The sequence below is a fragment of the Arthrobacter sp. NQ7 genome, from assembly GCF_029581595.2.
Taxonomy (GTDB): Bacteria; Actinomycetota; Actinomycetes; order Actinomycetales; family Micrococcaceae; genus Arthrobacter; species Arthrobacter phenanthrenivorans_B.
In genome coordinates, this window is record NZ_JARFXU020000013.1 from 1 (window position 1) to 12,498 (window position 12,498).

Genomic DNA, 12,498 nt, shown 5'->3' on the forward strand with positions numbered 1-12,498 from the left:
GGGATCTTCCACCATGGCGTCCCCGGGCAGGAAGGTGCGGACCTCAAAGTCGGTGTCGGCCCCGGGCTGGCGGGGTCCGATGACTCCTACCTTCAAGTCCCCCATCGCCGCCGTGTCCGGTTCGAGCGCCAGCACCTGCTCGCCGGACCGGAGGAGTACCCCGACCCATTCCGGCCCATTGACCAGCCACGCGGCGTCGAGGATCCCGGAGTCCGGCAGCCGCAGGGCCCTGGACAGCTGTTCGCGGACCGGGGCTTCGACTCCGCCGAACCGTGTCAGGGGCGGGGCCGCAAAAGCCAGCCGCCCGTCGTCGCGCTTGATCCGGACCAGTCCTGCCCGGCACTCCTGGACCACGTAGCCGTCGGACTTGGGCACTCCGCCTGCTTCGAGCCAGGCATGGGCCGACCCCAGCGTGGGGTGTCCCGCGAAGGGAAATTCCTCGGCGCCGGTAAAGATCCGCACGCTGTAGTCGGCGCGGGGGTCGACCGGCGGCATCAGGAACGTTGTTTCGGACAGGTTGGTCCAGTTCGCGAACTGCTGCATGGTTGCTGTGTCCAGACCTTGGGCATCAAGCACGACGGCGAGCGGGTTGCCGCGGTAGGCGTCGCTGGCGAAGACATCCACCTGGTGAAAGGGACGGCTGCGGAGTGTTGGGGTCACCGGAGCAGGCTACCACCGCGCAAACGAAAGACCCCCGCCGCCGGAGTCCGGCGACGGGGGTCGTAACGTGGAGTGGGGAAATTACTTTCCTGCCACCACGTCCAGTTCGATCACAGCGGCAACGTCAGCGTGGAGGCGGACGTTGGCCTGGTAGGAACCAACCGACTTGATGTGGGTGGGCAGTTCCACCTTGCGCTTGTCGATCTTGCCGAGGCCAGCGGCCTCAACAGCGTCGGCGACGTCGCCCTGCTTGACGGTGCCGAACAGGCGGCCGGACTCGCCGGCCTTGACGACCAGCTTGACCGGCTTGGCGGAGAGCGCAGCGGCCTGCTTCTGAGCATCTTCCAGGGAAGCGTGCTCGCGGGCAGCGCGGGCAGCCTTGATGGACTCAACCTGCTTCTCGCCACCCTTCGACCAGGTCAGGGCGAAGTTGCGGGGCAGCAGGTAGTTACGTGCGTAACCGTCCTTGACCTCGACAACATCGCCGGCAGCACCGAGACCGGTTACTTCGTGGGTCAGAATGAGCTTTGCCATGTTAGTTAATCCCTTCCTTAGCCGCGGCCAGCGCCGGAGTAAGGCAGCAGAGCAACTTCGCGGGCGTTCTTGATTGCCTGGGCGATCTTGCGCTGTTCCTGCACCGTAACGCCAGTGACGCGACGGGCGCGGATCTTGCCGCGGTCGGAGATGAACTTGCGCAGCAATGCTACGTCCTTGTAGTCGATGACGGTGATGTCAGCGGCCTTCAAGGGGTTGGACTTTGGTTTGGGCTTACGGAGTTCAGCCTTAGCCATCGTGGAGCTCCTATTCTAGGGAGCCCGTGGATATTGATCCACGGGATGGTGGTGGTCCGACGGCGGCAGCTGCCTCAGGTGCCTTTCGGCACCTTGGCGGTCCCGGCGTCGGGCCTTTAGTGGGTGTTTAGAAGGGAGGTTCGGAATCGGGGCCGTTGCCCCAGCCGCCTGCGTTGGACACTCCGGGCGTAGCCCAGGGATCGTCCTGTGCAGCCTGCTGGTTGCCGCCGCCCCACCCTCCGCCGGAGTTGCCGCCCTGGTTTCCACCAGAGTTGCCTCCGCCGAAGCCACCGCCGCTGTTGCCGCCGCCAAAACCGCCGCCCTGACCGCCGGAGCGCTGGGTGCGGTTTACCTTGGCATTGGCGTAGCGCAGGCTCGGGCCGATCTCGTCGACCTCAAGCTCGATAACGGTGCGCTTTTCGCCTTCTTTTGTTTCGTAGGAGCGGCTCTTCAGGCGGCCGGTGACGATGACGCGCATGCCCTTGGTCAGGGACTCGGCAACGTTTTCGGCTGCTTCACGCCAGACCGCGGCGCGGAGGAACAGGGTCTCCCCGTCCTTCCACTCATTGGACTGGCGATCAAAGGTACGCGGGGTGGAAGCGATGGTGAAGTTCGCTACCGCCGAACCGGACGGTGTGAACCGCAGTTCCGGGTCATTGGTGAGATTACCGATGACCGTAATGGTGGTCTCGCCTGCCATCTACTGCCTCCTTGTTCGATCCTGGGTGAAGAGTGCGTTTCCTGCGGGGTAAAGAATGAAAGATGCAGCTGAATTACTCAGCGACAACCTTCTGCTCTTCGGGGCGGGTGATCTTGGTGCGCATGATGGTCTCGTTAAGAGACAGCTGGCGGTCAAGTTCCTTGGCGGTTTCCGGCTTGGCGGTGAAGTTCACCACGGCGTAGATACCTTCGGACTTCTTCTTGATGTCGTAAGCCAGACGGCGACGGCCCCAGATGTCAACCTTTTCGATGGTTCCACCATCGTTGGTGATGACGTTCAGGAACTTCTGAAGCGACGGCTCAACGGTACGCTCTTCGACCTCGGGGTCGATGATTACCATCAATTCGTAAGGACGCATATGTGAACCCACCTCCTTTGGGCTAAGCGGTTACGGGATTTCCGTAACAGGAGGTTCATTTGCGATTCCGCGCCATGCCTTGCCGCCGGAACGGAGGCAGGACAAGCACAGACTTCACTATCTTAGTGCATTTGGCCCTGTTAGGCGATTCGCGCTTGACTCAAGGCTAGGTGCATGGTCCCCCTCTTAGCGCACCGGCACACGGCTATGTGGAAAACCCGGACCTCCGGGCCGCCCGACTGAAGATAGGGTGCCCAATCTGCCCCGGCAGCCCTATCATCTGACGTGTGCGCAGACACGTGATCGCCCTTGGGGCGGCAATGCTGTTGGCTGGGTGCTCCACCCCAACGGACGCGGCCGGGCAGGCTTCGGCCGCGGCCAGGCTGCAGTGGGGCGCGCCGATTGGCGGGGACGAGTTCAACTATGCCGGCGCACCGGACCCCGCAAAGTGGTCCGTGTACGACAGTGCCGGACACGCCGGGAACGGTGTTCGAAGTCCACGGCAGGCCACCGTGGACGGTTCAAAGCTGGTTATTTCGGGCACCAACGACGGGACCACAGCCGGCATGTCCGCCAAGTTCGGCAGCCAGGAGTACGGGCGCTGGGAAGTCCGGGCAGCCGGCTCCGGCGACGACGAGTACCACATGGTGGCAATCCTGTGGCCCGAAAGCGGAAATTGGCCGTGCGACGGCGAAGTCGATTATGCGGAGACAACCGGGGACTGGAGCGTCGTCAATTTCTTCCACCACTACGGCTGTTCGAACTCGAAGACCTCCGTCTCACAGGCCCTGGACCTCACCGAGTTCCACAACTATGCCGTGGACTGGTCCCCGCGGGGCATCGTGGGCTACATCGACGGCGTGAAGTGGTTTGAGGACAACGACCCCACACACCATCCCCCTGGTCCCATGCACCAGACACTGCAACTGGACTGGTTCCCGGACGGCAGTTCCAACGGCTCAGGCGAGATGCGGGTGGACTGGGTGCGCGTTTACGCCCCGGCCGGCTAGGAAAGGCACCCTCCCTACCCGCCGCCCGGACGGCCAAAACCCCCAATGTACCTAACGCCGGACTAACGGCTGTCCCGCCACCCCTGCCTCCCGCGTCACCACGTATTTCCCCACGTAGGAGCCGGGACAAAAGCGAGTACACACTACCGGTGTTTACCCGGGCCGCCTACCCTACGCTCGATTCTGCCGGCGGCGTCACGGCCGGGGTTTCCGGATTCGCCTAGGGGCACTGACGGATCGGGACCCGGGCCGGGCTCCACGGCCGACACCAATCAGACAGGGGAGGACTATGAGCACCAGGCGGACGAAGGCTCTGCACTTCGACATTCACGGCCGCGTCACCATCAGCGTCGACGCGAATGCCCCGGCAGCGAGGCAGCTTCAGAGCATGCTGGCATGCTTTGCCTCGGATACGGAGCGGCAGGCCGAGATCATCGTCGACGACCAACCGGAAGCCATGCCGGATGCAGGCCACGTGGAGCATGAGCTGGCGTACACAGACAACAGCGTGCGTTTCCAGGCCGATCGGGTCCAGGTGGTACGGGACGGAGACAATTGGCGCATCCACGGGCCGGGCGAGCTGCTGACGTCCGTGGTACCTGTCCTTGATGCGGCCATGATCGCCCGGGGAGCAGCAATGATCCACGCGGCAACCATGGCATACCGGGGCCATGCAATCGCGCTTCCCGCAGCCGGCGGAACCGGCAAGACGAGCACCGCCGCCAAACTGATGCGGCGTGAGGGCTGGTCCTTCATGGGAGACGACTGGGCGTTCCTCGCCGAGGACGCCACCCTTCTCGGTTATGCGAAGCCGATGTTCATCAAGCCGCACCACCGCGACATCTATCCGCACCTGTTCGAGGGCGCCCGCAAGCCCCTCGTCCCTTCCCAACTTTCCGGGACTGTCGGACGCCTCACCACTGTGGTCCACCCTTACGTCATCCGCTATCCGCGGCTGGCAGACTTCTCCCGGCGCTGGTCCCCCGAACACCGCATGGTCACCCCTGAGGCTGCGTTCCCGGGCCGGAAAGTAACCACCAAAGCCCCGCTCGCCGCGGCCATCTACGTCGAACGCTATGACGGTGCGCAGACCAGGGCGCTGGAACGGACCACCGACTGGATGGTCGACCGGATGATCGGCAACTTCCACATCGAAATGGCCGGCTTCTCGCAGCGGGTCGTGACGGGCCTGGCGGCCACCTCGGTCGTCCCGTGGCGGGAGCACTTCGCGGCGAAAGGCCTCGTGTTGAGCAAAGCGCTCGACGGGCGCCCCTGCCACCTGCTGCAGGTACCCGCCGCCTACTCTGCGGACCAGGCGTCGGATGACATCGTCCGGCACCTTGATGAGCTGCTGCCGTCGGTCCTCGACGAGCAGGTGTGAGGGGGTGGACACGATGGGCCACAGCACAGCAGACATCACAGCAGTTGTTCCGGCCCGGAACGCCGAACACCTGCTCCCGGGCTGCCTCGACTCCCTGCGCCAGTCCGGTGTCGCCGAAATCATCGTGGTGGATGGACTTTCCACTGACAAAACCGTCGACATCGCCCGCGCGGCAGGTGCCCGCGTCCTGAGTGACGAGGGGCGGGGCCTGCCCTGGGCCCGGACCCTCGGCGTCCGCAGCAGCAGGACCCGCTGGGTCCTGCTGGTGGATGCCGACGTCGTCTTCGGGGCCACGGGGGTCGCGGACCTGCTCATCGAACTGATGGAGGACGGTTACGATGCCCTCCAGGCGGGACTGGAGAGCGTCGCAGGACCGGGTTATTGGGGCCAGGCCCTGGCGCACCACCACCGCACGGGCCGCAGCCGCAACTGGTTTGGCCTGGTGGCGACGCTGGTCGACAGGGACCTCATGCTGGCCCTGGGATTCGACGACACGTTCAAGTCGGGGGAAGACATCGAACTTCGCTGGCGGATGAGGCAGTCGGGGATGAAGACCGGCGTGTCCCAGCGCGTCTTCGTTGAGCACCGGTTCGCCGCCGACGACTTCGACTTCGCACTGGACCAGTTCCTCATGGACGGAACGGGGCTTGGCAAGATGGTCCGCAAGCACGGCTGGCGCGGTGCCCGCCTTGCCCTCCTGCCCGCCGCAGCGGCAGTCCGGGGCAGTGCGTTGAGCCTCGCTGCCGGACAACCCAAATGGCTGCGCTATTACATCGCCTTCTGCTGGTACAACTACGCGGGTATGGCGAGGGGTTTAGGTCGTGACGGCTGAACGGGAAATCGCCCCATCGGATGCCTCAACCGTCGTCCGGCACTCCCCCCTGCGCAGTTCCATCGGCCTCGTCATCGCCAAAGCCGCCCAGACCGGTACGGGCTTCGCCTTCTGGATCATTGCCGCCCACGCCACGTTTGACCGGGAGGTAGGGCTCACCACGGCGGCGGTTTCCGCGGTGATGATCTGTACCCAGCTTGCAGTGCTGGGTACAGGATCAGCGGTCATCGTCTCCGTCGGCAGGGGGGAGGCTCCGGCCCGGGTGCTCGACACCGCCTTTGGCATCGTTGGGGTGGCGGGCACCGTGCTGGCCCTGGGCTATCTCGTCCTGGAAACGGTCGTATCGCCGGACACCGGTTCGCTGACGGTCCTTTTCTGGCTCATGTTCATCATGGCCGCCGTCACCGGGACCATGTGTACTGTGCTGGACCAGGCACTCGTGGCGTTGGGACGGGGCAGCAGCGCCACGCTGCGGTATACGGTGGGCGGCCTGGTGCCGCTGTTTGCGACAGCCCTCGTGGCCTGGCAGGCGCACGGCGCCGGCGCCGACGTGCTCATGGCCTGCTGGACCCTGGGGTCTGCTGTTTCCTGCCTGATCGGCTTCATCCAGTTGCGCAGGCTGGTCGGTTACCGGCCCAGGCCGTCCCTCCACCCCGCCCGCGGGCGCCCGCTGCTGATGCTTGGCATCCCCAACCAGCTCCTTACCCTCACCGAACGTGCGCCCGGACTGGTGCTGCCGCTCCTGCTGGCGCACCTGGTGTCGCCGGAGGTCGCTGCGTACTGGTACCCGGCATGGATGATGGCCTGGGCCGCCTACACAGCCCCCATGCTGATCGGCATCGTGCAGTTCTCTGAAGGAGTCCGTGAGCCGGGGCGCCTGGCCGCAACCACCTGGGCGAGTTTCCGCTGGTCGCTTGTCATCGGAAGCCTCGCCGCCGTCGTCCTCATCGTCTTCGCGCACCCGTTGCTCCATCTTCTGGGAGACAGGTACGCCAACGCGTCCACCGTGGCCCTCCGGCTGCTGGCCGCCGGGCTGGTGGCCTACGCCGTGCTGCAGGCCTACAACTCCGTGTGCAGGGTCCTCGGACTCTATACCGAGGCAATCGCGGTCGGCGTGGTCCTCGGCGCCGCCCTCTGCATCTCGGCATTGGTGGCCGCCGCACAGGGCTCCAGCGCCATGGCCCTCGCGTGGCTGGTGGTGCTCTCCGTCGGGGCCGTCGCGATCGGCCTCCGGCTTCTCGCCATTCTCCGCCGCGTGAAAAAGGAGGCAACATGACCAGCACGCTCAAGGAGACCATCCCTCCGCTGGCAAAGTGGAAGGCCCGTGATGTCTGGTGCGCAGTGGCGGGCGCTTTCGCACTCGCCCTTGCGGCCTGGTCCGCATCAACGGTGGCCCTGCCCGTCAACAGCGACCTGGGGCTCATCGGGGTGCTGCCCTACCCGTTCTGGGCAGCCGTCCTGATCCTGAACGTCACCTTCGTGGTGGCACTGCGGGGAGACGCGGCCGGCCCGGCACGCAGCCCCGTCATGGTGTGGCTGGTCGCGGTGCAGGTGCTGGTGCTCTTCGGCACCGCAGCCTTCGTCACGGATGTACCGCGGGGCGAAGTCGCCTTCCGCCACCTGGGCATCGCCGACGCCCTCTCGCACAACGTGGGCATCGACCCCAACATCGATGCGTACTTCAACTGGCCAGGCTTCTTCGCCCTGGTGGCAACCGTCCTCGGGGCCTCGGGCCTGAACCCGGTGAGCGTTGCCCTCTGGGCACCCGTCTTTAACGTGGCACTGTGGCTGGTGGCCGTAGCAGTGGTGACGCGGTACCTGACGAAGGATCCGCGCCGGCGGTGGCTGGTGCTGTGGCTCTTCTGCCTCGGCAACTGGCAGGACCAGGACTACCTCTCACCACAGGCCTTCGGCTTCTTCCTGTACCTCGTCGTCATCGCCCTGGTCCTTGGCCCCCTGGCCGCCAACGCCCCCCATTTCGGCGGCTTCCGCCGGGCCAACCTCACGGCGTGGTGGCGCGCCCGCACTCCCGCCGATTCCCGGCCCGGCCACCGCGTGAGCGCACTGGCCATAACGCTCCTGCTGATCGTGGTCATTTCCGCGAGCCACCAGCTGACGCCGTTCATGGTGCTCATTGCCCTGACCGCCCTGACCCTGGCCGGACGCGTCTGGCCGGGACGGCTCGCGCTGATTGCCGGCGTCGTGCTGGTCCTCTGGCTCGCCTACCCCGCCAGCACCTACCTTGCCGGCCATCCGCCCCTGGCAGACGCGGGCCTCCAGACCGCCATTGAAGCGAACGTCGTGGACCGCACGAACGGGACGGCAGGACATGTGCTGGTGGTGCAGATCCGGATGGCCCTGACCCTCCTGCTCTGGACCCTGGCTGCCATCGGCATGTTCCGCGACTGGCGCCGGGGACACCTCGACATCCGCGTGCTCCTCCTCGCTGTCACCCCCTTGCTGCTCTTCCCCGCGCAGTCCTATGGCGGGGAGATGCTGATCCGTATTTCCCTGTTCGCCCTTCCGTTCGTTGCCCTGCAGGCGTGCTCGGTCCTGCTCCCGGCGGAGGGAAGGGGGATGGGGGTTAATCGGCCCTCGCGCCTGGCTGCCGGAGCATTCGTGCTGACCTTCTTCCTGATGGCCGGCATGACGGTCACCGGCCGGTTCGGAAACGCTCAGTACGATGTCTTCACCAACGCTGAGATCGACGCGGTCAACACGGTGGACCACCTCGCACCGGACGGTGCAGCCATCATCTCGGCTGCCCACCCAACTCCCTGGCGCAACCAGGATTACCTGGGCCACCGGTACCGGACCATCGAGGACCTCTGCCCCTCCGACTTGACGGCAGGGACATGCGGTCCCCTCATCTACGCTTACGCCCGGCATAACGTGGCGGGCGGATACCTGGTGCTGCTGCGCTCATCGGAATCGAGCCTGATAGTGCAGGGCCAAACCACCACGCAAGGCTTTGATGAGCTGGAAAACTGGCTCAGCGACCAGGACGGAGTAAACCTCGTGTTCAGTAACAGCGACGCGCGCGTCTACCGGGTGGGGCCATGAACTGGCGTGGAGTGAGCCGGCCAACGCTGTCACTGGCGATCGCCGCCGCGGTGCTGTCCCTGGTCATGCTGATCGGCCTGCCGACGCCGCTCCAGGCGCTCTCGGCAGCGGCGGTCCTGGTGCTGCTCCCGGGGCAGGCAATGACCCGGCTCACGCCGGTGACCGACCTGGCGCTCGTGGCCCTGCTCGTCCTGGCCCTCGGCTTTGCCACCCTCACCGCGGTGTCCACGGCAATGTTCTACCTCACCGTCTGGTCATGGCAGGCCTGCGTCGTCGCCATGGCCGTCATCACTATCCTTGCGTGCCTGGCACGCGCACGGCAGGAGGCCGCAGCATGATCGATATTGCCGGGCTGCTCGCGGCCGCCGTCCTGCTCGTCACCCTCGTCGCGCTCGAGGTCCGCCATGCCGGACCGAACAGCGGGACGCCGGTCCATTCCACCATCCTCGGATCGACAGTGAACATGAAGGCCGTTGTCGCCGTCATGTGGGTGTTGTTCCTGGTCCTCCTCTTTCCCCGCGTGCTGGGACTGCTCACGTGAGCGGTGCGGCGCGATGGCTGCTGGTCAGCGACCTCCACCTCGACGCGTCGGACAACGATCCACGACGCACCGGCAGCATGCTCACCGATTTCCTGCACCGCACCGTCCTCGCAGGTTCCGGACCACAACAGCACCTCGTGCTGCTCGGCGACACATTCGAGCTTGCGGCCCTGACCGGGCAGGAAAGCCTGGCGCGGCTCGAAGCCATCCGGGCCGGCCACCCGGACACCTTCCAGACCCTGCAGGCGTGCGCAGCACACGGCGTGCAGCTGCACTTCGTAACCGGCAACCATGACGTGGAGCTGGCCCGGCCCGTTGTGGCCGAACGCCTGGCCGGCCTGCTCTCGCCGGCCGATCCCACCCGGGTCCAGGTGCACCCGTGGCTCCTGTATGTCCCCAACGTGCTCCTGGCCGAGCACGGCCATCTGCACCACCCGCTGCACCGCATACCCGAGGTCCTGCGGACGGCAATCAACGGCACCGATGACCTGGACCTTCCTCCCCTTGCCGCCCTGCACGCGCATCCCTCACGGTCACGCCTGGGGCGGGCCAGGGCCGTTGCCCGGGCATGCCTTGCCTCCGAGCGGGCGGAAAGCCGCATGCGCAGGCCCGCCTACGACCAGCTGCTCAGCACCGAGTCCTCGCGGCTGGCACTCGACCGGGTGGCCGTGCGAAAGCTGGCACGTGTATCCCGGTTCCGGACGGTATCGGCTATTCCGGCCGCCGCGGCCCGAATGGTGCTGCGGGCGGCTGCACCCAATACCCGCGGCGCGGCCGCTCCCCCGGCGGCCGCCCGGTCCGCACAGATCCTGAAGACGCACGGTTCGGAAGTCCCGTGGTACATCTCCGGCCACACCCACCGTGCCCTCGACGTGCCGCTCGGCTCCTCCCCCACCCGCTACATCAACACCGGCACCTGGTCATCGGACGTGCGCGGGCCCGGACCCGACCAGGCCGACCGCCAGGATTTCCCCTACGCCCTGATCGACGTGGCCGACGACGGCACCACCAGCGGCGGCCTGCGTTACTGGCGGCCCTAAGGCGGCCCACAGCAACTTCTTCTGTGGGCAATGCAGCAGCAAACATCACAGCAGTAGGCCTCCATCCCCAGGGGACGGAGGCCTACTGCTGGTTCACAGGCCCTTACTGCACTTCCCGCCAAGCCGCTCCATGGGGAGCTGCCTTGTTCAGCTCCGTCGTGGAGGCGTGCGCCAACTGCCGTCCCCGCAGGTAACCGGCGGACGTGAAGGCCAATACCGCCAGGACAGACCCGGCCCGGCCCAGTCCCTGGGGATTCTCTCCCCTGCCCCACTCCCGGAGTCCGGAAAACACGGCACGCGGCAACGTGCTGCGGACATACCGCCGCTCGGGTCCGAGCGCCCGCTTCTGGCCCACGATGTGGCTGACCTGTGCCTTGGAGATTCCCTCCGACCAGGACCGCGAGAGCATGTAGCGCATGGTTCCCCGGTCTGCCGGCACATGGTGGCGGACCAGGGCAGCCGGCTCGTAGACGATCCGCGACCCCGGTGCACCCATGGTGGAGCGGATGCACACTTCGGTCTCCTCGCAGCCAAGGGGTATGCTTCCCTGCCTGCCAAGGGCAAGGTTGAAGCCTCCCACCTGCCGAAGGACTTCGAGCCGGAACGACATGTTCGCGCCAATGACATTGCGGACCTCGGAGGCAACCGTCGGCAGTCCGCGGTGGCTGCAGCCGACGATCCAGTCGAGTTCCTCGCCGAAGTAGCCTGGCCGGCCCTGGTCCCACACGGGCTCGACGCGGCCACCGACCGCGAGGACATCGGGGTCGTCATAAAGAACCACCAGGCGTTCCAGCCAGTCCGGCGCCGCCACTGCATCATCGTCAAGGAAAGCGACGATGTCCGAATCCGCCAGGGCCACGCCGGTGTTGCGGGCGCCTGAGAGACCGCGCGGTCCCACGCTCTCCACGACGGTCACGTCATCGACGATTTCCTGCAGCCTGCCGTAGAGGTCCTCGTTGTGGTCCACGACCACAATGATCTCCTGCGGCGCGAGCGTTTGTGCCCGGACGGACTCAATCACGTCAAGGAGAAGATCCCAGCGCCGTTCCGTGTAGGCACAAATCACGATCGAAACGCTCAAATGGTCGTTCATCCGGTCCAGCATGCTAAACCCCCTTGACGAGTGAAAGGATTGTCTGCGGATCCGTGGGAGTCCGCGGGACACTGATATTGGCGTAGGCATACTTGACCCGCCGAAGGGCCTCCGGCCGGGCACCCGCCGTTGGCGCTTCCCACATGGTGCACTCATGCGCCATTTTGCGCAGCACCCGCCAGCCGTCGCGGAATGTCTGCAGGTTCGAATTTCCGGAAATCCGGTCCAGCTCGATACTGGGAACCTCCGCGATCCGAAGACCGGCGCGGGCAGCCCGGACAATCAGTTCGGTTTCAATCTCGAACCCGTCAGATTCCAGCTGCAGGATTTCCAGGCATTCGCGCCGGAAAGCGATATAGCCGTAGCAAAGATCGGAATAGTTGCTGTGCAGGACCGCGTTGGCCAGCTTGGTGAGCGCGCGGTTGCCGGCCCGCCGCAGGCGCGTGAGGTCCTCTGAACCTCCGCCGGTGACGTGGCGTGAACCCTTGACGAAGTCGTAGTCGTGCTGCAGCGGGGAAACGAACCAGCCGATCTCCTGCGGGTCCATGCTGCCGTCCGCGTCCAGCATGACAATGATGTCGCCGGTGGCCGCGGCGAACCCCGACCGGAGCGCCACGCCTTTGCCCTTGCGCTGTTCGTTGACGATCACCAGGTCATCACGGATGGCCTGTGCCACACCCACCGTGTTGTCGGTGGAGCGGCCGTCCACGATGATGACTTCATCGACGTAGGACGGCATTCGGCGAAGGACCCACGGAATATTCCTGGCTTCGTTCAAAGTGGGGATAACGACGCTGATCGATGCCTTGGCCGACTCGACCGCCGGCATCGCGAAAGTAATTGGGAGCTGGATGGAAATGGACAAATACCTCACCACTTCATGACGTTGCGGATTAGTTATCAAAGAGCCGCACGGTTTGAAGCCGAGCACGGCTTTAATGCTTATCCGGTCATGGGTCTGGTCTCGGGCCCCAGCTCACTTAGCCTTTGACTCTGGCCGTGACGAAA

At 65.6% G+C, this 12,498-nt stretch carries 15 protein-coding genes; 8 read left to right on the forward strand and 7 right to left on the reverse strand.

From position 1 onward, the window contains the following. The 5 genes from PUN71_RS14135 to rpsF all read right to left on the reverse strand — a co-directional run. The coding region (locus PUN71_RS14135) for a PhzF family phenazine biosynthesis protein (RefSeq protein WP_277798922.1) at nt 1-660 on the reverse strand (660 nt) is incomplete at its 3' end. A gap of 81 nt (nt 661-741) precedes the next feature. Continuing rightward, nucleotides 742-1,194, reverse strand: a complete 453-nt coding sequence (gene rplI, locus PUN71_RS14140; protein WP_043448517.1) for a 50S ribosomal protein L9 — start codon at nt 1,192-1,194, stop codon at nt 742-744. Between the two features lie 17 nt (nt 1,195-1,211). Then, a complete protein-coding gene (rpsR, locus tag PUN71_RS14145; protein ID WP_003800144.1) occupies nt 1,212-1,451 on the reverse strand; it encodes a 30S ribosomal protein S18 in 240 nt (79 codons plus the stop codon). Between the two features lie 127 nt (nt 1,452-1,578). Continuing rightward, nucleotides 1,579-2,151, reverse strand: coding sequence for a single-stranded DNA-binding protein (locus PUN71_RS14150; RefSeq protein ID WP_043448519.1), 573 nt, complete (start codon nt 2,149-2,151; stop codon nt 1,579-1,581). A gap of 73 nt (nt 2,152-2,224) precedes the next feature. Next, a complete protein-coding gene (gene rpsF / locus PUN71_RS14155; protein WP_015939036.1) occupies nt 2,225-2,530 on the reverse strand; it encodes a 30S ribosomal protein S6 in 306 nt (101 codons plus the stop codon). Between the two features lie 287 nt (nt 2,531-2,817). Here rpsF and PUN71_RS14160 point away from each other — a divergent pair, with 287 nt between their 5' ends. From PUN71_RS14160 to PUN71_RS14195, 8 genes are all read left to right on the forward strand, one after another. Beyond that, nucleotides 2,818-3,540: a glycoside hydrolase family 16 protein gene (locus PUN71_RS14160; RefSeq protein ID WP_277798923.1), complete on the forward strand. Its 723-nt coding sequence runs from the start codon at nt 2,818-2,820 to the stop codon at nt 3,538-3,540. A gap of 289 nt (nt 3,541-3,829) precedes the next feature. After that, nucleotides 3,830-4,921, forward strand: coding sequence for a hypothetical protein (locus tag PUN71_RS14165; protein WP_043448521.1), 1,092 nt, complete (start codon nt 3,830-3,832; stop codon nt 4,919-4,921). Between the two features lie 13 nt (nt 4,922-4,934). Then, nucleotides 4,935-5,753 carry a glycosyltransferase gene (locus PUN71_RS14170; RefSeq protein ID WP_277798924.1) on the forward strand — a complete coding sequence of 273 codons (819 nt, stop codon included), beginning with the start codon at nt 4,935-4,937 and terminating at the stop codon, nt 5,751-5,753. After that, nucleotides 5,743-7,029 carry a lipopolysaccharide biosynthesis protein gene (locus tag PUN71_RS14175; RefSeq protein ID WP_277798925.1) on the forward strand — a complete coding sequence of 429 codons (1,287 nt, stop codon included), beginning with the start codon at nt 5,743-5,745 and terminating at the stop codon, nt 7,027-7,029. Before PUN71_RS14170 ends, PUN71_RS14175 begins: the two co-directional genes overlap by 11 nt. Beyond that, nucleotides 7,026-8,816 carry a glycosyltransferase gene (locus tag PUN71_RS14180; protein WP_277798926.1) on the forward strand — a complete coding sequence of 597 codons (1,791 nt, stop codon included), beginning with the start codon at nt 7,026-7,028 and terminating at the stop codon, nt 8,814-8,816. The genes PUN71_RS14175 and PUN71_RS14180 overlap by 4 nt, the downstream gene beginning before the upstream one ends. Nucleotides 8,817-8,827: 11 nt before the next feature. Next, nucleotides 8,828-9,154, forward strand: a complete 327-nt coding sequence (locus tag PUN71_RS14185) for a hypothetical protein (RefSeq protein ID WP_240471770.1) — start codon at nt 8,828-8,830, stop codon at nt 9,152-9,154. After that, nucleotides 9,151-9,357 (forward strand): hypothetical protein, encoded by a 207-nt coding sequence (locus PUN71_RS14190; RefSeq protein WP_043448530.1) that lies wholly within the window; start codon nt 9,151-9,153, stop codon nt 9,355-9,357. The genes PUN71_RS14185 and PUN71_RS14190 overlap by 4 nt, the downstream gene beginning before the upstream one ends. Next, nucleotides 9,354-10,397 carry a hypothetical protein gene (locus tag PUN71_RS14195; RefSeq protein ID WP_277798927.1) on the forward strand — a complete coding sequence of 348 codons (1,044 nt, stop codon included), beginning with the start codon at nt 9,354-9,356 and terminating at the stop codon, nt 10,395-10,397. The genes PUN71_RS14190 and PUN71_RS14195 overlap by 4 nt, the downstream gene beginning before the upstream one ends. Before the next feature lie 103 nt (nt 10,398-10,500). On the opposite strand, the gene PUN71_RS14200 is transcribed toward PUN71_RS14195, so the two are convergent. Then, a complete protein-coding gene (locus PUN71_RS14200) occupies nt 10,501-11,490 on the reverse strand; it encodes a glycosyltransferase family 2 protein (RefSeq protein ID WP_043448696.1) in 990 nt (329 codons plus the stop codon). Between the two features lie 13 nt (nt 11,491-11,503). Continuing rightward, entirely contained in the window at nt 11,504-12,355 is an 852-nt protein-coding gene (locus PUN71_RS14205) for a glycosyltransferase family 2 protein (protein ID WP_283532410.1), read from the reverse strand. Nucleotides 12,356-12,498 lie beyond the last annotated feature (143 nt).